This window comes from Sulfurimonas sp. (genome assembly GCF_028694605.1).
Lineage (GTDB): Bacteria > Campylobacterota > Campylobacteria > Campylobacterales > Sulfurimonadaceae > Sulfurimonas.
The window spans coordinates 35,459-54,200 of the sequence record NZ_JAQVKP010000015.1 but is presented as its reverse complement, the minus strand read 5'-3'; the positions used below and the strand labels follow the sequence as shown (position 1 = coordinate 54,200).

The window sequence follows — 18,742 nt, the reverse complement described above, 5'->3', positions numbered from 1 at the left end:
TTTAAGAAAATTGAGTTAATTAGAGCAAAACAACGCGAAAGCAAAATGAGAATGATTTTTTTAAAGTAAAAAATAGCTACAATGAAAAATTAGCTACTTGGTGGGGATTGAATTTGCAAGTGGCTCGAATATTTAATTTTTTCTGCTCTAAAGTCTTATCGAGCGGAACAAGCATAACCAAAATGCCTTGTGCATACTGTTTTGGAGGCATAACCGACATTTTTGCAAGATAAACTTTTTCTACACTCTGTATATCTGCCGCCAAGAAGATGTCGTAATTCACACCGTCCATAATTGCGTTTGCCAAATCACCCGTAGCACCGTACTCTACCAAAATTTCAGCTTCCGGATAGAGAAGATTGAACTTCTTTACCACCTCAGGCAAGACAAATTTGTTATTTCCGGAAGCAAAAACCAACACCGCACCCTTTGATGGCTCTTTTGCGTACAAAGATAAAACAATCAGCATAAACACAATAAAATAACGCAACATACCACCCCTTTTTTATATCCTTCAACGAACATAATATCACATTCTCGCCTAAAAGTTCTTTTCCAGCTTCTAGATATTTTTAAAAACGCTAGCAGATAATAATACTCTTAATCTCTGTCATCTCTTCAATGGCAAAACGAGCCCCCTCACGACCTACTCCACTCAGCTTTACGCCGCCGTAGGGCTGGATGTCAAAGCGGAGTGTCGGCATATCGTTTACTACCACACCACCCGCATCAAGCGCATCTATGGCATCTTTTGCAAGTGCCAAATCGTTGGTAAAAAGGGAAAATTGCAGTCCGTAAGGCGAGTCATTCATCATCTTGCACGCCTCGTCAAAACTCTCAACCTTTATCAAAGAGACAATTGGCGCAAAAACCTCCTGACAGACAATTGCCATGTCCGAGCGCACATTTGCCATAACACATGGAGAGAAAATTCTCCCCTCCACTTTAGGCTCCAGCAGTGCAACCGCTCCCTCTTCTTTGGCACTCTGCACCCACTCCATGGCTCTTTGGCACGCTTCATCATTGATAAGGGGTCCCATAAATGTCTCATCATCATAAGGGGAACCGACAACAAGTTTTGCGCTCTCCTGCGCCATCTTTGCGGCAAAAGCGTCATATACTTTTGCATGGACATAGATACGTTGCAGCGAGATGCAGACCTGCCCTGAGTTTATAAACGCCCCAAGCGCACACCGCATAGCCGCCAAATCCAAATCTGCACTCCCATCTATATAAGTCGCCGCATTGCCGCCAAGTTCCAGTGAGACCTTTTTTATCCCCGCACTTCTTGTGATAATCTCCCCAACCCCGACACTTCCCGTAAAGCTTATAACTCTTGGTATGTCGCTCTTTACCAGAGCGCTTCCAACTTCAGCATCCCCGTAAAGCACGCTTAACGCATCTTTGATGGCATACTTGCTCTCAATAAAAAGTTTTGCAAATCTATAGGCAGTGAGCGGCGCTTCGGGTGTAGGTTTAAGCACAACCGTATTGCCCGCTGCAAGTGCGGGAGCGATTTTATGTGCGACAAGATTTAACGGAAAGTTAAAAGGGGTAATCGCCACAACCACGCCGCATGGAACTCTCTTGAAAAATGCCATTGTCTTTTTGCCCGAAACAAAAGCGTCACTGTTAATGGTCTCTCCGTGCATCGTGCGCATCGTCTCGGCTGAGAGTGTAACCGTCTCAATGCACCGTTCAACCTCTATGCGTGCAAAAGTTATGGGTTTGCCGACTTCATCGGTTATGGTTTTTGCCATCTCCTCTTTATGCTCTCTTAGCTTTTGTGCAACATCCAAAAGCCAACTGCATCTTTGTGCAAGTGTCGCCTTTGCCGCCTCTTTTGCCGCCTCTTTTGCAACCAGAAGTGCCTTTTTCGCATCATCCGCATCACATAAAGGAGCATAAGAGACTACCTCGCCGCTATAAGGGCTTCTTCTCTCGCTCATACGCTCTTTTGTTGCCTCAACCGAACCAAAATAGACACCCGCTCTCATCAAAAATCTCCGTATCTTCTCTATTTTATGTTATTATAATACAAAAACGGAGAAGGAGAGAAGTTATGGAAGTAACTCGCTATATATACCAATCGCCTTATTCACAATCTGTTCAGTTTGGACGAGCGGAAACAAGTACAAATGCCGATACAAACCAAACCGATACAAGCAGTAATCCAGTGGCAAACGTCGTTTCGCTTGAGAGCAAAACAAGTCAAGAAAACACACAAAACACAAACACAAACAAACTGCTTGACCTTTACGCATGAGGGGATTCTTTTTAACACTCGTACTTTTGAGTTCGCTCTTTGGTGCAGACCTGCCTTGGCTTCATGACTACGACGCAGCCATCAAGCAGGCACAAAAAGAGAAAAAAGAGATATACCTTTTTATCGGGGCCGATGTTTGCAGATGGTGTGACAGATTTAAAGATATGACACTCTCTAAAAAGCATATTATCGCCAGACTCAAAAAAGAGTATGTACTACTCTACCTCTCAAGAGACAGACACAAAATCCCAGAGAGATTTACAACCCAAAGCGTGCCGAGGCACTACTTTTTAAAGAGTGACGGCACCATCATCTATGAAGACAGAGGCAGCAGAGAGCCAGATGGTTTTTTAAGCTTGCTTGATGAAGTTGGACTGAAAAAAGAGTAGTTTGCTTGTGGTATAATTTTTAACGATACATTTTAAAATAATGGATGGAGCATGAACATAACAAACACCGTAGAAACATTATCAAAATATAAAAATATTTATGCCAAAGAAGGCTTTAACATCGTCGGTATTTTCGGTTCATGTGCAAGAGGCAGTGATAATAAATTTAGTGATATTGATTTGGCATATAGCTTGGAATATCAAAAATTCAGTCAAAAATATCAAGATGGTTTTTCTAAGCTTTTAAGAATTGAAGATATAAAAAACGAGTTAGAAAAAGTATTTCAAAGAAAAGTTGATTTGGTATCGCTAAATTCAAGCAATAAAGAGCTAATTGAGCATATTAAAAAAGAGCTGATTTATGTCTAGCCCTCAACAAAGACTCAAAAATATCAAAAATGCTATCGAAGATATAGAGTTTATTTTACACAGCGTAGATTTTAAAATCACACAAGCCATAGAAAATAAAATACTTAAACCAGCTATACGAATGCACATCATAAAAATTGCCGAACAATTTAACAAACTTAAAGAAGACAACGCATTTGATGTACTTGAGAAGTTTTCAAGCAATGATTTAAAAGGCATCAGCGCCGTTAGAAATTTTATCGCCCATGACTATGATAGTGTAGATGATTCGATTATTGAAGATGTTTTAAGAATCAACATACCAATCATAAAGGCTATAGTGACAAAAGAGTTAGATTTTTCCTAAAAATAGTTTTTATACAAAGCTCCCTAAATCGTAATATTTTCCAAATGCCAAATCTCCAGCGGTGTTACGATGATAGCATCGTGCATGTAGTCCGTGTTGTGCAGAGCGTTTTTTTTGAGGTAAACATCACCGGTTTTTATAAGTTTTGAGAGTTTTGATTTGGTGATGTTTTGGATGGCTAGTTCATAATCAAGCGCACTTTTTACCTCGACAAAGTGTAAAACTCCACCCTTGGTTGCGATAATATCTATCTCGCCAAAGCGGGAGGAGAAGTTGCGTTCAACTACCATAAACCCTTTTTCTAAAAGGTATGCGTATGCCCGCTCCTCTGCATAGTCTCCTTTGGCTCTGCTCATTTAAAGATTTACTACCTCTACTTTTACAGATTTAAAGGCAGCCGTTAAAATCAGCTCATCTCTCTCATCTCCAAAGAGTGCGTTGATTTTAGAATCTGCGTAATGAAATGTTACAAAAAGCGTCTTTGGTGCGACTTTGTCCGTAAATCTGATTTTGAGCGGTTTTGTCTCTCCATGTACGGTTTTTAGGATTACTCTCTCGCTTGTAAAATCCGCCATATCCTCTTCACAAACAAGCAAAATATCCTCATCGTATCTATCGACAAGACTTAGTGTCTGTTTTGTCTGTGCGGCATTGTTGTACATCGCAATGGTTCTGCCGGTTGTGAGGTAGTAGCCGCTTAGCCTTTTTTCCACAATCTCTTGCACCATGCCACGAAGTTTGTACTGATGATAGTGAAATTCACCTAAGCCGTCATCCGTTCTAAAGTCAAGCTGATGAAGGATTGGCGTGTCTTCTGTATGAACAGGCCATTGAAGCCCTCTTTTTCTGTGTCTCTCCAGCCTCACATAAGATGCTCCGCTAAAACGGTGGTAAGCTACCTTGCGCACCTCATCCCAAATCTCGTTGGAGTTTTGATAAGCACTCTCTCCGCCCATTTTGTTGTCTAGCATCTGAAGCACTTCCCAGTCATCTGGCAAATCAGACTCCACCAAAGGCTGTGAGAGATGCAATCTTCGCATCGCATTTATATATACACCGGTTTTCTCATACGCCGACTTTACACCCACTATGATGTCGGCTTTTGAAGTTATATCTGTTACAAAAAGCTCTTGCACCATAAGGAGTTCAAGATTTTCAAGCGCTCTGTCTATTTTATTGATATTTGGATGGATATGCGTCAAGTCCTCTCCGACATTGATAACTGCTTTTAATCGCCCTTCAAGCATCTCATCTACAAGTTCCGGCGTCATCAAACCTACCTCTTTTGGTGTTTGATAATCCGGATCATAGTATGGAAGCATTCCCATATCACATGCTCCCTGAACATTGTTCTGCCCACGAAGCGGCATAAGTCCCGCTCCCGCTTTACCGATGTTACCCGTCATAAGAGCGAGGTGTGTTATCGCCATAACCGCATAAGAGCCGTCTATATGCTCCGTGATACCAAGCCCCCAAAAAATCATCGATTTTTTAAGCGCATACTCTCTTGCGATTTTTGGAATCATCTTGCTTAGGTACTCATAACCATCAATTTGCTCAAAATATTTCGGGTTTGCAAAAGGGTCGTTTATGATTTTTTCTCTAAACTCTACAAAGCCTTTTGTGCGCTCTGCAACAAAACTCTCATCATAAAGCTCTTCGCTTATGATAACATAGGCAAGCATATTGAGAACAAGCAGATTTGCCTCATAGGGGATGATGGCTTTATACTTTGCAAATTTATGAAGCTTTATCTCTCTGACATCAAAAACCGCCATATTGTCATGCTTTTGAGCTACCTCTACGACACGGTTTGCGATGATCGGGTGTGCTTCTGTTGTGTTAGAGCCGATAACTATCATAAATTCGCAGTTGTAGATGTCGTTGTAAGGGTTGGTTGCAGCTCCCTCGCCGATAGTTGTTCGCATACCTTTGAGCGATGGCGAGTGGCAAACTCTGGCACAGTTGTCAACATGCGGAGAATTAAGCGTATGACGCGTAAATTTTTGAAACATATAGACGCTCTCGCACGATGTTCTTGCCCCGCCGATGGAAGCGACACTCTTGCGCCCATACTCTGCTTGAACTTCTTTGAGTTTCATCGCAGCGGCAGTCGTTGCACCATCAAGGTCACTTTCATACCAAATATCATCAAACTCTACCAAAGATGACGCAATAGCCTCTTTAATAGCAGGGTTTTTCTCTAAAAAACTCTTTTTGATTCGCGGAGTTCTCAAACGCTCTTTTGAGTCCACAAAGTCAAACCCGTACTTTCCCTTGACACAAAGCTTGCCTTGCGAGACAACACCGTCTTTATGTGCAAAAATCCTAACGATTTTATTATCCTTAACATCGGCCGCTATATCGCATCCGACACCGCAGTAGGTACAAACGCTGTCTATCGTTTTTATGTTTTCCATGAAGTTAGCTCCTTTGAGTTAGTGAGTGTATAATTTTTTCTTTTAAAAAATCAGGAAGCAGATTGAGTAATCTAATAATAGTGTAAAATCTAAAAGGAAACGGATAAAACCGCTTCTCTTTTGCTATAGCATCGTAAATTCTCTTTGCACCAGCCTCGGTACTTAGAAAAAACGGCATCTTAAAGCTGTTTTTATCAGTCATTTCGCTCTTGATAAACCCGGGTAAAATGTTGATAACTTTTATTCCCTCTTTTTTGTATTTGTATCTTAGCCCCTCTGCATAGGCATTTAATGCTCTTTTGGATGTGCTGTAAGCTAAGGATGTAGGCATAGTAATGAGTGAAGCCAAAGAGGAGATGAAAACGATTTTTCCGCCTCTTTTTGCTCTAAAGTGCGGCAGTAAAACCTCTAAAATCGCATGGCTAGAGAGGAGATTTGCATCAAAGAGTTTTTGAAAATCATCCATAGGAGTAATCTCTAGCGAATGTCCAAGCGAAACGCCGGCGTTTAAGATAACCATATCCACATCCCCGATTGCTCTGATTTTTTCTTGAAGCAGAGCAAAATTAGTAACATCAACAGTCACAATCTGCATACTCAAAGCCTCTTTTTCAAGCTCCCTGCAAAGTGTTTGCAGCCGCTCTTCTCTTCTGGCAAGAAGAAAAAGCTCGTTATCTTTTGTAGCATAAAGCCTAGAGAGTGCCTCTCCGATACCGCTACTTGCACCTGTTATGAGGATTTTCACCTTTTTTACACTATCCTAATCATAACAGGTCTTTGGTTGACAAACTCAAGCTTCTCAAGAGAGCTTATGAGATTTTGGATGTCATGCTCATACGCTGTGTGCGTCGAGATAAGCAGGTTTGCGCTGTCATGGGAAGCTTGTCTTTGTAAAATCGCCTCAATTGAGATGCTGTTTTCTTCAAATATTTTTGTGATGCGTGCTAAAACACCTATCTTGTCGGAAACATTGATGCGCAGATAGTATTTTGACTCAATATTGCCCGCCTCTTTGAGTGTAAGCTTGCCTTCCATCGGTCTGTCAAAGCCAAGCATCGGTTTGCTTTTTCCGCTTCTTGCAATATCTATGATGTTTGCCACAACCGCACTCGCCGTTGCATTGCCGCCCGCTCCGGCTCCATAGTAGAGCGTCTCACCTACTTTATCGCCCACAACGCTTATGCCGTTCATGACACCGTCAATCTTTGCTATCATCGCCTCTTTTTTGATAAGAGACGCATGAACTCTAAGCTCAACTTCATTTTTATCTTTTTTTGCGATTCCAAGAAGCTTTATGACATACCCAAACTCTTTGGCAAATGCGATGTCGTCTTGAGAGATATTTTGTATCCCCTCTATAAGGATATCTTCCGGTTTTGCATCAATCCCATAGGCGATACTTGCCAAGATAAGAAGCTTGTGCGCAGCATCAAAGCCACCCACATCAAAAGTAGGGTCTGCCTCTGCATAGCCGAGTTCCTGAGCCTCTTTTAAAATAGTCTCGTACGCCACGCCCTCGTTGGTCATCTTCGTCATCATATAGTTACATGTGCCATTCATAATACCCATAATGGACTCTATATGGTTTGCGGACAAACCGTCACGCAGTGCATTGATGATAGGGATACCGCCTGCAACGCTCGCCTCGTACTCAAAAGCTATATCTTGCGCAATCTCTTGAAGTTCATAGCGGTGGTATGCCAAAAGCGCTTTGTTTGCGGTAACAACCGCTTTACCGTTTTTAAGAGCACGCTTGACAATCTCAAAAGGCTCTTCCACGCCGCCCATAAGCTCAACGACTATATCTATCTCTTTGTCTTCCAAAACATCATCGATATTGTCCGAAATCTTGATACCCAGAGAGCTTCTGTCTTTGCTCATGTTTTTGACGATACCGCTTTTTGCGACTATATCCACACCGGCGCGTGCAGAGATAACATCGGCGTTATCTCTTAAGATATTGACAACACTTGCTCCTACGGTTCCGACACCGATGATTCCGACTTTTATCATGCTATTTTTTTTCGTCTTGGTATTTTTTCAAAAACTCTTTGATATTGCGTGCTGCCTGACGGATACGGTTGTCATTTTCAATGAGTGCAATACGCACATACTCATCGCCGTAAACTCCAAAACCAATCCCCGGAGCAACCGCAACGCCCGCTTCTTTAAGAAGTCTCTTTGAAAATTCAAGTGAGCCCAACTCTTTACAACATTCAGGTATCTTTGCCCAGACAAACATACTCGCCTGATTTTTTCTGATATGCCAGCCTGCTCTCTCAAAAGCATCAAGCAGAACCTCTTGACGGTGGTTGTACTTGTCGGTAATGTCTTTTACGCACTGCTGATCACCGTTAAGCGCAACGGTAGCTGCTACTTGGATTGGGGTAAACATACCGTAATCTAGCCATGACTTGATTTTTTGCAATGCACCTATAAGTTTTTTGTTTCCTACAAAAAAACCTACACGCCAGCCCGCCATGTTGTAGCTCTTGGAGAGTGTGAAACTCTCAACCGCCACATCTTTTGCCCCTGGTACGCTCATGATAGAAGGTGTTACATACCCGTCAAACGTGATGTCGCCATAAGCGATATCGCTGATAATGTAAAATCTCTTCTCTTTTGCCATAGCAACAAGACGAACATAAAAATCTTGTGTTACAGTCGCTGTTGTAGGGTTGTGAGGAAAGTTTACCAAAACGTACTTTGGCTTAGGAGAACTCTCTTTGAAAACTCTATCCAAATCTTCAAAAAATTTATCTTCGTTAAGTTTATAATCCTCATCAAACTCAATGCCAAACTTTGCAACATTTCCGCCCGCTAAGATAAAAGAGTATTCATGGATAGGGTAAGTCGGGTCCGGTACGATTGCCACATCACCCGGATTTGTGATAGCGTACGCCAGATGTGCGTATCCCTCTTTTGAGCCCATCGTTGCAACACATTCAGTCGCAGGGTCTAAGTCACAGCCGTATCTTCTTTTGTACCAGTCTGCTATGGCAACAAGAAGTTTTGGGATACCTTTTGAAACCGAGTAGCCATGTGTTTTTGTCTTTTGGGCAGATTCGATAAGCTTTTCTCTGATATGTTCAGGAGTGTCTCCGTCAGGATTTCCCATAGAGAAGTCGATGACATCCACACCTGCTCTTCTCTCAGCCATTTTAAGTTCATTTACCTCAGCAAAAACGTACTTCGGCAACCGCTTCATTCTATCAAACTGTATCTCATCAAACATGATTTTTCCTACTCAAATAATTAGCGACATTCTATCGAAAAAATTTTAATTTTTTCTCCCTAAAGAAGTAAGGACAAGGTCATCTTTGATATTTTTAAGCGTGTAGATATCCGATATTTTTATGTAGTATGCCTCCGGATTAATCTCTAATGTGATATTTGTTTTTTTCGTATCCATTTTCATCACATTCAAAAGCTTAAGAGATTTATCGTAAAAGGCGATGTAAGGATACCAATCGTTTCTCAAAGAGCTGACGATGTCAAGTGTGCCGATTTTAGAAACATCAAGCCAGTAGGCATAAAGTGAGCGTTTAAGACTAAAATCTACACCGCTCTCAAGTGTAGCGACATTGAGTTTGGCATCTTGCATATCAATGCTGTAGCTCCAGTCACTCTCATTTTCACGCACAACATCAACAATCCTACAGCTGTTTTTCTCAAGCTCTTGTGCTAGAATAATAGGGTCAGCCGCATACTCTGAAGTAAGATTGATTTTCCATACAAACTCTGAATTTTCAAAACTCGACTCTTTTGTCATGTATTTGTAATACCCGATATTTTGCAAAGAGTCGCTCATGATTTTAACAAATAAAAGAGGTTTGCCTTGTGTCTTAAAGCTTATATTGATTTCGCGGGGGGTTTTAAAAAAAAGATTTAAAATCCCGTTATCTTTTAGCGTCTTGATTACTTTGATAGAATCAACTCTTCCGTCTTCCGTATAATAGGCACTCTTTGGGGAAAATACGGTTTCTATAAAAGCTTTGTCTTTAGCAAAAGTTCTAGGACTGACCAAGTTTTGAATCTTTTGCATAAGCAAATCCTGTGCATGCGAAAGCGAAAGGAGGCAAAACAGAAGAATTACTGTTTTTACCATGCACTGCCGCCGTTGTAAGTTTTATACTCTTCAACGTCTATCTGCTTTAAGGCACCATTTTTATAGATAAATCTCATATTCTTCGGTGTTTTAAATTCATGTGAAACACTATTTAACTCAATATTTATGTTTCCATGCCCAAATGCAAGAAGCCACTCTTTTGAAGCATCCAGCAAAAGTTCATCCGAAGATGTTGTTTGAAATTTTTCGTTTGTCTGCAAATCTATATATCCTACCCAAACCTTGCTCTTTGGCACAATCTTAAGCAGGCTGTTTTGAGTGTTTGGAGTTTGCGGCACTGCTTCAATATGCTCTTTTTTCTTCTCAACCTGTGTTGTATTTTGCTCTGCTACACTACTGTTATTTTCATTGGCAGTTAGATTTTCATCTGCAATAGTCCGGTTTTGTTCTTGCTCTTGAGGCTGCACGATTTTGCTCTCTTGAAGCTGCGGCGGAGTATTTTGAAGTGTTTGTTGCAATGACTTTGCAGCAGCAAGCTCTTCGTTGCCGTTTTTTATACTTATAAATGCAAATAAAAGAAAAAGTGCAATTCCTAAAGCACTATAAAAAAGTGTTAAATTTCTCTTTCTATTGTCTGTTTTAAACATTTGGATTGATTGTTCGGGCTTCATATATTTTGCAACATACCCAAAATGTTCTTTTGCTTTTGCCCTCAAATCACTCAAATCAACGTCATACTCACGCTCAAGTATGGAAAGAAACCCATTAAACTGCACACCATGCATATCTTCAAAATTTTCTTGAAATATCGCCTCTATATGCGCTCTTGATATATGTGTATCTTCATGAATTTTTTGGATACCAATATTTTTTAACTTATCTATGCCGGCACTCATTTTCGCATCCTATCCATTAAAATTGCACCTGCCGCACCTACATTTAGGGAATCAAACGCATGCGCCATTTTTATGCTTACTATCTCATCAAGTTTTGAGCTTACCCTTGCACTCAGTCCCTCGCCCTCGCTTCCCAAGAAAAGTGCTCTTTTTGGCTTGAGGGTAACTTCTCGGATATCTTTGCCGCCCATATCAGCCCCGTAAGTCGTAAATCCTGACATTTTGAGGTCATTGAGAACATTGTGTACATTAGTCTCTATGGCAAAAGGAGTATCATAAAGTGCGCCGGTACTTGTACGCACTATTGCCTCAAGCGGGAGTGATTTTACACCGCACGCTATGACACCGTCCACGCCAAGTGCATAAGCAGTTCTTATGATAGCTCCAATGTTTCCGACATCCGTAAGACCCGACAAAACAAGCACAAATTCATAATTTAAAAATGTTTTATAGTCGTGAAGTCCGTACGCCTCCACATCTGCGAGCATCCCTTGATGTGAAGCATTTTTACACATCGCTCCGGCCGCATCCGATGGGATTCTTTTTATCTCAAAGCCCATTTTCATAAGGCGAGAGTACTCTTTTTTATCTATCTCTTTGGCAAGATAAAGTCTCTTTATCTTATTCGGATGATTTTGAATGATATAGTTTATGGGTTGCTTTGCATATATTAACATGTGGGCATTTTATCCAAAAAAATTAAAATAGTGTATAGGGGACACCTCTAAATGTGTAATAATCTCTCGTAGCAAGCTTTTGTGTTTTCGCCTGTTATTTTACTGACAAGTTTTGCTTGAACTTTCTTTGGCAAATCAAGTTCTAAAATATCGTTTTGACTGATGGCAGAGCTGCCGAGTGTCTCTTTTGCTTCAAGAACGACAACCCATTCGCCTCTAAGGTTTACATCAACTTTTTGCTTGATTTCATCGGCAGTTCCAAGATAGTATTTTTGATACCTTTTTGTAAGCTCTTTTGCCAAAAATATCTTTCTTGAAGGCTCCTCATGTGAGAGTTCATCCAAAAGTTTCTCAAGTCTGTGCGGTGATTCGTAAAGAACTGTTGTGTATCCGCTGTTTAATGCACCAAGAAGCGAAGCCGCTCTATCTTTGCCTTTATGCGGTAAAAATCCCCAAAAAAGCATCTTTGTGGTAACAAATCCGCTTGCTACAAAAGCAGTGAGAAGTGCGTTTGCACCAGGTAGAACATCATACTTCACGCCGTTATCTTGACAATACTTTACAAGTGCCTGTCCCGGGTCACTGATACCGGGCATCCCTGCATCGCTTGCATAGATAATATTTTGTTCAAAAAAAGCGGGGTCAAGTTTTTCGATAAACTCTTTTTCATTGTGTGAATGGAGTGAAATAAATTGTTGCTCTGATTTAAAAGAGGTGTTGTAACGCTCTTTGAGGATTTGGATAAGTTTTTTTGTAACTCTTGTATCTTCACATAGAAGTATGTCGGCTTCACTTAGCGCCTCTATAGCTCTAAGTGAAATATCGCCTATGTTTCCAATCGGGGTTGGAATGAGCGTAAGCAAGAAAAATCTTGATTAGTTTTTAGCGTAGCGCTTGTTGAATTTGTCAATTCTTCCGGCAGTATCTACCATTCTCTCAGAACCTGTAAAAAATGGGTGGCACTCGTTACAGATGTCAACTCTCATCTCTTCTTTTGTTCCTTCGTTTACGAAGCTGTTACCGCATGAACAAGTTACTGTACAAGCTACTAATTTTGGATGGATATCTTTTTTCATTTTTTTACCTTTTGATACTCGTTAGTGTGCGAATATCTATATATTTTTTAAATCCGTATGGGGGGCGGATTATTACGGGGCGAATTGTACCGAAAATTATCTTAAAAAACAGACTCTTAAAGAAGTATTTTGCTAGCCACGGCAAGAGTGGCGCTCTCAGAGCGCAAAACCATCGGAGTATCAAGTCTAAAACTTTGCACTGATGCAAAAAGTTCTCTCTCTTTTGGAGAAAATCCGCCCTCACAACCTATAAGAACAGTTGTTATGTCACTACACTCTTGCAAAGTTGTCTCACAAAAATCAAAAACCTTTGTCTCGGGATACGCCTTGATAAACTCCTGCACGCTTTTACAACTCTCCATCTCTATATAGCTGCTGCGCCCGCACTGCTGCATTGAAGCTTCCCCAATCCTCTCAAAGCGTTTAAAATCTAGCTTAAAGTTCTTTTGGCTTCGCTCACATGCGATAAATGTTATCTTGCTCACGCCAATCTCATAAAGAGAGGGGAGCACTTTTTCTATAGAGTTTGTGTCAATGATACACCAACCGATATGAAGCTCTTTTGCACTTTTGACCTCTTTAAGTTCCGATGCAACAAGCAAAAGCTCCGCACTTCGCGGCTCAACGCTCTCTATCTTGTACGTATGAAGCATTTTGAGATTTTCTCTTGAGCGAAAAGAGAGCAAATCGCCCTCTTTGTGGCGGCGTACTTTGATAAGATATTTGTGTCCTTCCCCTCGTATATGAAGGCTTTGCACTCCCGCTTCATCGTCCAAGATATAAATCATGCCCACATCCAAAAAGAGATGCTAAGTACCATAACTATCTGTGCAAGAAAAATTTTTAGCGCATATTTTCTATGCTCCATAAAGCTATTTTCATCTTTTCTGTCCACATTTGCAAGATGCTTGGAACGTTTTACTTCAAGGATGATAAGAAGCGTTGCAAAAAGTATCATCGCTATATTTTCAAGCGTAAAATCAAGATGCTTTGCCGCCATCATAACCACACCTGTAAATACAACCATACCTATCGTCGTTCCCACTATCGGAGTATAAAGCGTCATGGCTCTTGTGTACTTTACTCTGCTTTTTATACCAAAAAGGAGTAAAAGATTGACTACTACTGCGCCCAAAACCGACATAACACCCCAGTTATGTGTTACAATTCCCATATCATACATTTCATTCATGTCGCAATAGTACAATAAAAAGTGTATAAATATCAAACCCAAAGAGAAAATATGGCTGTTACCATCGAAGAAGCACTTGAATTTATCTATAAAAACACCATTCCGACATCACTTAAAATCATGCCGCTTGAAAATGCGCTTGGCTCTGTCTTGGCAGAAGATATCGTTGCATCCTACAATCTCCCACCCTATGACAACTCAGCCATGGACGGTTACGCCATAAAAATGGAAGATGCCGCAAAAAGCGTAAGCGTTATGCAAACCATTTTTGCAGGTGAGAACTCGGATGCGGTACTTGAGAGCGGATGTGCCATAAAAATCATGACAGGCGCAAAGATTCCAGAGGGCTGCGAGGCTATCATCCCTATTGAAGATGTTACGCATCAAGACGGCAAGATAGTTTTGCCTCAAAATATCAAAAAAAACTCTCATATCCGTTTTTGCGGCGAAGATATCAAGAGCGGCACAACACTGCTGCATTGTGGACAGAAGCTCTACGCACACCATATCACGCTTCTTGCATCTCAGGGCATAAGCCATATAAAAGTCCATAAAAAGCCCCGTGTTGCCATTTTTGCTTCAGGAGATGAGCTTAAGATGTATTTTGAGAGCGTTGCGGCACATCAACTCTACAACACAAATTCGCCTACATTTTTTAGCAGAGTGCAAGAACTTGGATGTGATGTTGACTTTATAGGCACGGCAAACGACTCTTTGCAAAGCATACAAGAGCATATCAAAAGTGCGCTGCAAAGCGACCTTATTATTACCTCGGGCGGCGTTAGCGTAGGCGATGCCGACTTTACCAAAGAGGCGTTTGGGGCTTTTGGATATGAGATATTTTTTGACAAAGTGGAGATTAAGCCCGGAAAACCGACTACTTTTGGACGCATTGGCAAAACTCTTGTCCTAAATCTCCCCGGAAACCCGATGGCGGCAGCTCTTAACTTTGAGCTTTTTGGACAAAGCATCATTTTAGCTCTTAGCGGCGACGTGGCAAAATATCTTGCACCCATAGAGATAAAAATGGCAAATGACTATACGCTAAAGGGGGGAAGAAGAAGCGTGATTCCCGGTTATTTCAACGGAATGACATTTGCACCTTACGACAAATTTGCTCCGGGCATGATAACACCTCTTGCAAACTCAAACGCTTTTATGATTATCGATAGCAGCTGCGAGATTTTTCAAAAAGGGGAGAGTGTCAAAATAGTTCCGACACGCTTTAGTTTTACATCTTCTAGCAGAGTTGATTTGGTAAATACAAAATAGGGGGGCAAGGGGTAAAAACCCCTTGGCACTACCAAAGTAGTGGTGCAAAAATGCACATAAGCAGTATTGTAAGTATTAGCTTATCCATAAAGAACCCCCTGTAATAATTTTTGGAGGGCAAAAAAAAAGGCTAGAGGCTCATGACTTCCCCTAACCTTGATTTACCACTCCATCAATTACTACAAACTAATACTTACGATGAAAATTATAATCATTTAAAATAAACAAGTCAATCTATATTAAACACTCTTAGGATTGGTAAACCTCTTGCCGTTTTTTATCTTCTCAAAAAGTCTAGCGTCATGCCACTCTTTTTGTATCTCCTCGCTAAACACAATCTCATCCAAATCAATCAAACCCATGTTTTGAGAGTAAGCATCTTCTCGAAAAGCTTGTGCGTACCCCGTCTGGGTTTCATGAACGATGATACTGTGAAGTTTTACCTCTTTTTCTCCGTTGACTGTGGTTGTCAGCGAAAGCAGCTTGTCAACAAGGACAAAAAAGAGGCGAGAGAATTGCTCTGCTGATGGAGAGAGAGGGATTTCTATCCAGCGTGCGGAGTGTTTTTTCATATCCTCTTTATAGCTCTCCTCATCGCCGCTCCAAATAGCGATAGCATGGTCAAAACTATCGACGATGTCTTTCATATTTTGCTTCATCAGCCCAAAATCATAAACCATCTGTCCGTTATCTAAAAAGTTGGACTCAAATAAAAGCTCAACTCCGTAGGAATGTCCATGGATGGAGCTTCTGCACCGCACGGTGGAGCAGCCTCGCACAACATGCGCATTTTCAAATTTAAAAAGTTTTCGTATCAACATCACACACCCTTGTTTTGATCCCAAATCCTTATATGAAGTCGGTCGCTAAAGCTATATCCTTTTGCCTTGCAAAATTCTATCAGCGGCTCTGTGTTGGCTTGCACCTCTTTTTTGTTTCCGCCAAGAGGCATGCAGTAAACTTCAAGAGATGGCGCATATGCGCAAATCTCTGCGATTTCATCTTCCAAAGCGGCATTTATGGAGTCTGCATCGATAGAGAACTTTAAAAACGCCTCTTTCGCACCGAGCGCTATCTCACTGATAACTTCGCCTCGCACACGCTTGCTTAAAGGCTCATTTGAGTTGGAGAGTTTTACAGAGAGGGCAAAGATGCACTTTTTATAGATACCAAAACGCTCAAAGTCAACACGCAAAGAACCGTTTGTCTCAAAGGTAATCCTATGCCCCATCGCATCCAAAGCTTCTAAAAATGAGACAAAAACAGCATCATTTGCATACAAAAGCGGTTCTCCGCCGGTAAGAACCACATCCACCGCATAAGGCAAATCATAAAGATTCAAGATACCCAAAAGCTCGTTTTCATGTTGGATGGGAATCCAGTTTTGCGAAAAATGCTCCCTGTTTACCGCATAGACCGTGTCGCACCCTAAAACTTTTACGCCATCAGGTGCACTCTCAGTGCAACCAAAACCCTCACAGCGCATATTGCAGCCGCCAAACCGGAAAAAAAGCGACGGTCTGCCAACATAGCGACCCTCGCCTTGAATAGAGTAAAAATGTTCAACGAGATATATCATTACCCACCCGTTTCATAAAAGGCTCTTGATGAGACTTCGGCGTTTTCTCCGCCCCATCGGTTTTTTTCGGGTTTGTTTTTGACAACTTCTCTTAGCACCTCTGCTGCGGCTGCTATGTCTCCCTCTTTTATGGCTTTGCCTATGCTTAGCGCTTCATCAAAGTAGAGACATGGGATGAGTTGTCCTTCGGCGGTGAGGCGGATGCGGTTGCACTGCTTGCAAAAATCATCTCCGTATGGCTCTATGATGCCAAATTTGTAGCCATCACCCATACGGTAGTAGCGTGAAGGTGACGCTCCGTCATAACCATCTTCGACAAAATCATAATGCTGTGCCAAAGTCGCCAAAAGTTCGCTTGATGGCACTCTGCTTATCTCTTTTGATGCGTAGCGGTTTTCCATATACTCTATAAAACGCACCGTCATACCTCTGGCTTTGCAGTACTCCAGCACATCGACTATCTCATCGGCGTTCATGTTGTGCATAGGAACCATGTTGACTTTTACTTTAAGCCCAACCGAGAGTGCCTCTTCAACACCCTCTAAGACATTTTGCAAAACATCTTTTTGAGCTATCTTTTGCGCTACATCAGGTTTTAGGGTATCTATGCTGACGTTGAGGCGTTTTAGTCCTGCATCTTTGAGCTTTTGTGCGGTTGATTTGAGCAGGTAAGCGTTTGTCGTCATTGCCAAATCAATATCCGGGGCATAGTCATAAATCATCTTGATAAAAACATCCAAATCTTCTCTCAAAAGCGGTTCTCCGCCTGTGATGCGAATCTTTTTGACACCCTCGTCAATAGCTACTTTAATGAACATAAAAAGCTCTTCAAATGTAAGCAGGTTTTCTTTTGGCACCCATGAAAAAGGTTTCTCCGGCATACAGTACTGACATCTAAAATTACATCTCTCCGTAACGGAGATACGAATATAGTCAACTACTCTATCATAGCTATCTATTAGCATTATAATTCCTATTTTTAAATTTTAACATACTGTTGTTATTAGTTTCTGTACCCTTAGTTTATCTACATCTAAGAGTGTGCCTAACTTTGTTATGATAAAATCTTTTTCAATAGTTGCAATTGAAGATTTAAAAACAGATGGTTTTAGAAGTCCGGACTCTTTCCAATTTTGGAGTTCAAACTCAAAATCTAGCTTTGTATCAATCATGCTTGATATAGCCATGATTAAAAGAGTTCCTCTTTTGTTTTTATTGTATGTCTCAGACGAGATAATTACGGCTGGTCTAGCCTTGTACTTTAAACTACTGGCAAATGGAAATCTTACTACAACTACATCATACTTGTAAAAATTTGTCATAAACACTATCCTCTTGATTATCCCAAGTTTTTTCGAATGATGTTTGTGAAATATTTATAAAGTCTCTACTCTCTTTAGTCTCATTTACTACTTCATATTTTGCAATAACACTATCTTTTAAATTCGCAATAAGATTCAAAACTATACTAAGTTTTGAATCTTCTACCTCTAATCTTATTGTTTGCATTGTATTTCAATACCTAAAATTACTTAGTAATAATCTGAGATTTTAGAGTTTTAAACTCTTCCTCGGTGATGATGCCTTTTTCTTTTAGCTTGTAGGCTTTTTCTAGTTCATCTGTTTTTGAAACCGGAGCGGCTGCGGTTGCAGTGGTTTGGACTGTGCTCTCTTTAGCACTCTCTTTTTTATCTGCAAATACGCTTACGCCTTCTATCTCTTTTTCTACGATGTTTTTAGAAGCTGCGTCAACGGTTTTTACTATCTCTTTTTTTGCAATCATGTTTTGTGATTTGACGATGTCAAACTTTGCAAAAGCGTCTGAATAGCTCTCTACTTTTAGGTAATGAACATCCCCTGCTTTAAGCTGCAACTTGAGAGACTGTGTCTCTACGTCTGCTCTTGTAGCGCTTACTTCTACATTGCCCGGCTTTAGGTCTAGTGCCATGTACTCGTCCGCTTTTACATAACCTTCAACATTTTTTCCGTTTACTTTAATCTTATAAGCGTGGTCTCTGTTGTTGTCGGTAACGCCGCTTTGTGGAACCACATAAACATAAACAAGAGCCGCATTGTCAAGCGGTTTTCGCTCTACATAAGGAGACTTGGAACCGCATGCCACAAAGAGCAGACCAACAAAGAGAAGTGAAGCAAAAACCAGCATTTTTTTCATGATAACCATCTTTTTATG

General features: G+C 40.9%; 25 protein-coding genes. 5 read left to right on the top strand and 20 right to left on the bottom strand.

Going from position 1 to position 18,742, the window contains the following annotated elements:
• Positions 1 to 76: 76 nt before the first annotated feature.
• On the bottom strand, positions 77 to 493 hold the full coding sequence (locus PHY84_RS09740; RefSeq protein WP_299859308.1) for a substrate-binding domain-containing protein: 417 nt from the start codon (positions 491 to 493) through the stop codon (positions 77 to 79).
• Between the two features lie 88 nt (positions 494 to 581).
• Positions 582 to 1,997, bottom strand: coding sequence for an aldehyde dehydrogenase family protein (locus PHY84_RS09735; protein WP_299859307.1), 1,416 nt, complete (start codon positions 1,995 to 1,997; stop codon positions 582 to 584).
• 65 nt (positions 1,998 to 2,062) lie between these two features.
• Between PHY84_RS09735 and PHY84_RS09730 the strand changes: the two genes are divergently transcribed.
• Genes PHY84_RS09730 through PHY84_RS09715 form a run of 4 tightly spaced genes read left to right on the top strand, consistent with a single transcriptional unit; the run spans position 2,063 to position 3,370 of the window.
• Complete coding sequence (locus PHY84_RS09730; protein WP_299859306.1) at positions 2,063 to 2,266, top strand: hypothetical protein; 204 nt, start codon at positions 2,063 to 2,065, stop codon at positions 2,264 to 2,266.
• Positions 2,263 to 2,655 carry a thioredoxin family protein gene (locus PHY84_RS09725; RefSeq protein WP_299859304.1) on the top strand — a complete coding sequence of 131 codons (393 nt, stop codon included), beginning with the start codon at positions 2,263 to 2,265 and terminating at the stop codon, positions 2,653 to 2,655. The genes PHY84_RS09730 and PHY84_RS09725 overlap by 4 nt, the downstream gene beginning before the upstream one ends.
• Positions 2,656 to 2,706: 51 nt before the next feature.
• Positions 2,707 to 3,024 carry a nucleotidyltransferase domain-containing protein gene (locus PHY84_RS09720; RefSeq protein WP_299859302.1) on the top strand — a complete coding sequence of 106 codons (318 nt, stop codon included), beginning with the start codon at positions 2,707 to 2,709 and terminating at the stop codon, positions 3,022 to 3,024.
• Positions 3,017 to 3,370, top strand: coding sequence for a HepT-like ribonuclease domain-containing protein (locus PHY84_RS09715; protein WP_299859300.1), 354 nt, complete (start codon positions 3,017 to 3,019; stop codon positions 3,368 to 3,370). Before PHY84_RS09720 ends, PHY84_RS09715 begins: the two co-directional genes overlap by 8 nt.
• Positions 3,371 to 3,393: 23 nt before the next feature.
• Here PHY84_RS09715 and PHY84_RS09710 read toward each other — a convergent pair whose 3' ends face one another.
• The 12 genes from PHY84_RS09710 to PHY84_RS09655 form a co-directional block, all read right to left on the bottom strand.
• A complete protein-coding gene (locus PHY84_RS09710) occupies positions 3,394 to 3,726 on the bottom strand; it encodes a YraN family protein (protein WP_299859298.1) in 333 nt (110 codons plus the stop codon).
• Positions 3,727 to 5,790 (bottom strand): molybdopterin-dependent oxidoreductase, encoded by a 2,064-nt coding sequence (locus PHY84_RS09705; RefSeq protein WP_299859296.1) that lies wholly within the window; start codon positions 5,788 to 5,790, stop codon positions 3,727 to 3,729.
• 4 nt (positions 5,791 to 5,794) lie between these two features.
• Positions 5,795 to 6,535, bottom strand: a complete 741-nt coding sequence (locus PHY84_RS09700; RefSeq protein WP_299859294.1) for an SDR family NAD(P)-dependent oxidoreductase — start codon at positions 6,533 to 6,535, stop codon at positions 5,795 to 5,797.
• Positions 6,536 to 6,540: 5 nt separating this feature from the next.
• The gene (locus PHY84_RS09695) at positions 6,541 to 7,803 is read right to left on the bottom strand and encodes a homoserine dehydrogenase (protein WP_299859292.1); all 1,263 of its coding nucleotides are present in this window, start codon (positions 7,801 to 7,803) and stop codon (positions 6,541 to 6,543) included.
• A 1-nt stretch (position 7,804) separates the two neighbouring features.
• Positions 7,805 to 9,025: an LL-diaminopimelate aminotransferase gene (locus PHY84_RS09690; protein WP_299859290.1), complete on the bottom strand. Its 1,221-nt coding sequence runs from the start codon at positions 9,023 to 9,025 to the stop codon at positions 7,805 to 7,807.
• A 45-nt stretch (positions 9,026 to 9,070) separates the two neighbouring features.
• Positions 9,071 to 9,898 carry a hypothetical protein gene (locus PHY84_RS09685; RefSeq protein ID WP_299859288.1) on the bottom strand — a complete coding sequence of 276 codons (828 nt, stop codon included), beginning with the start codon at positions 9,896 to 9,898 and terminating at the stop codon, positions 9,071 to 9,073.
• Positions 9,892 to 10,755, bottom strand: coding sequence for a hypothetical protein (locus PHY84_RS09680; protein WP_299859286.1), 864 nt, complete (start codon positions 10,753 to 10,755; stop codon positions 9,892 to 9,894). The genes PHY84_RS09685 and PHY84_RS09680 overlap by 7 nt, the downstream gene beginning before the upstream one ends.
• A complete protein-coding gene (rlmB, locus tag PHY84_RS09675; protein WP_299859284.1) occupies positions 10,752 to 11,432 on the bottom strand; it encodes a 23S rRNA (guanosine(2251)-2'-O)-methyltransferase RlmB in 681 nt (226 codons plus the stop codon). The genes PHY84_RS09680 and rlmB overlap by 4 nt, the downstream gene beginning before the upstream one ends.
• Positions 11,433 to 11,479: 47 nt before the next feature.
• Positions 11,480 to 12,295, bottom strand: a complete 816-nt coding sequence (gene rsmI, locus PHY84_RS09670) for a 16S rRNA (cytidine(1402)-2'-O)-methyltransferase (protein ID WP_299859282.1) — start codon at positions 12,293 to 12,295, stop codon at positions 11,480 to 11,482.
• 12 nt (positions 12,296 to 12,307) lie between these two features.
• Entirely contained in the window at positions 12,308 to 12,508 is a 201-nt protein-coding gene (gene rpmE / locus PHY84_RS09665) for a 50S ribosomal protein L31 (protein WP_299859280.1), read from the bottom strand.
• A gap of 116 nt (positions 12,509 to 12,624) precedes the next feature.
• Positions 12,625 to 13,296: a 16S rRNA (uracil(1498)-N(3))-methyltransferase gene (locus tag PHY84_RS09660; protein WP_299859278.1), complete on the bottom strand. Its 672-nt coding sequence runs from the start codon at positions 13,294 to 13,296 to the stop codon at positions 12,625 to 12,627.
• Positions 13,293 to 13,682 (bottom strand): hypothetical protein, encoded by a 390-nt coding sequence (locus tag PHY84_RS09655; RefSeq protein ID WP_299859276.1) that lies wholly within the window; start codon positions 13,680 to 13,682, stop codon positions 13,293 to 13,295. The genes PHY84_RS09660 and PHY84_RS09655 overlap by 4 nt, the downstream gene beginning before the upstream one ends.
• Before the next feature lie 69 nt (positions 13,683 to 13,751).
• Here PHY84_RS09655 and glp point away from each other — a divergent pair, with 69 nt between their 5' ends.
• Positions 13,752 to 14,972: a gephyrin-like molybdotransferase Glp gene (glp, locus tag PHY84_RS09650; RefSeq protein ID WP_299859274.1), complete on the top strand. Its 1,221-nt coding sequence runs from the start codon at positions 13,752 to 13,754 to the stop codon at positions 14,970 to 14,972.
• 239 nt (positions 14,973 to 15,211) lie between these two features.
• On the opposite strand, the gene PHY84_RS09645 is transcribed toward glp, so the two are convergent.
• The 6 genes from PHY84_RS09645 to PHY84_RS09620 are packed head-to-tail and all read right to left on the bottom strand — an operon-like array spanning position 15,212 to position 18,724.
• Positions 15,212 to 15,793: a 6-carboxytetrahydropterin synthase gene (locus tag PHY84_RS09645; protein WP_299859272.1), complete on the bottom strand. Its 582-nt coding sequence runs from the start codon at positions 15,791 to 15,793 to the stop codon at positions 15,212 to 15,214.
• The gene (locus PHY84_RS09640; protein WP_299859270.1) at positions 15,793 to 16,551 is read right to left on the bottom strand and encodes a 7-carboxy-7-deazaguanine synthase QueE; all 759 of its coding nucleotides are present in this window, start codon (positions 16,549 to 16,551) and stop codon (positions 15,793 to 15,795) included. Before PHY84_RS09640 ends, PHY84_RS09645 begins: the two co-directional genes overlap by 1 nt.
• Positions 16,551 to 17,516: a GTP 3',8-cyclase MoaA gene (moaA, locus tag PHY84_RS09635; RefSeq protein WP_299859268.1), complete on the bottom strand. Its 966-nt coding sequence runs from the start codon at positions 17,514 to 17,516 to the stop codon at positions 16,551 to 16,553. The genes PHY84_RS09640 and moaA overlap by 1 nt, the downstream gene beginning before the upstream one ends.
• 21 nt (positions 17,517 to 17,537) lie before the next feature.
• A complete protein-coding gene (locus tag PHY84_RS09630) occupies positions 17,538 to 17,873 on the bottom strand; it encodes a type II toxin-antitoxin system PemK/MazF family toxin (protein ID WP_299859266.1) in 336 nt (111 codons plus the stop codon).
• Positions 17,851 to 18,060, bottom strand: coding sequence for a hypothetical protein (locus tag PHY84_RS09625; protein ID WP_299859265.1), 210 nt, complete (start codon positions 18,058 to 18,060; stop codon positions 17,851 to 17,853). The genes PHY84_RS09630 and PHY84_RS09625 overlap by 23 nt, the downstream gene beginning before the upstream one ends.
• A 19-nt stretch (positions 18,061 to 18,079) precedes the next feature.
• Positions 18,080 to 18,724 carry a DUF2846 domain-containing protein gene (locus tag PHY84_RS09620; RefSeq protein ID WP_299859264.1) on the bottom strand — a complete coding sequence of 215 codons (645 nt, stop codon included), beginning with the start codon at positions 18,722 to 18,724 and terminating at the stop codon, positions 18,080 to 18,082.
• Positions 18,725 to 18,742 lie beyond the last annotated feature (18 nt).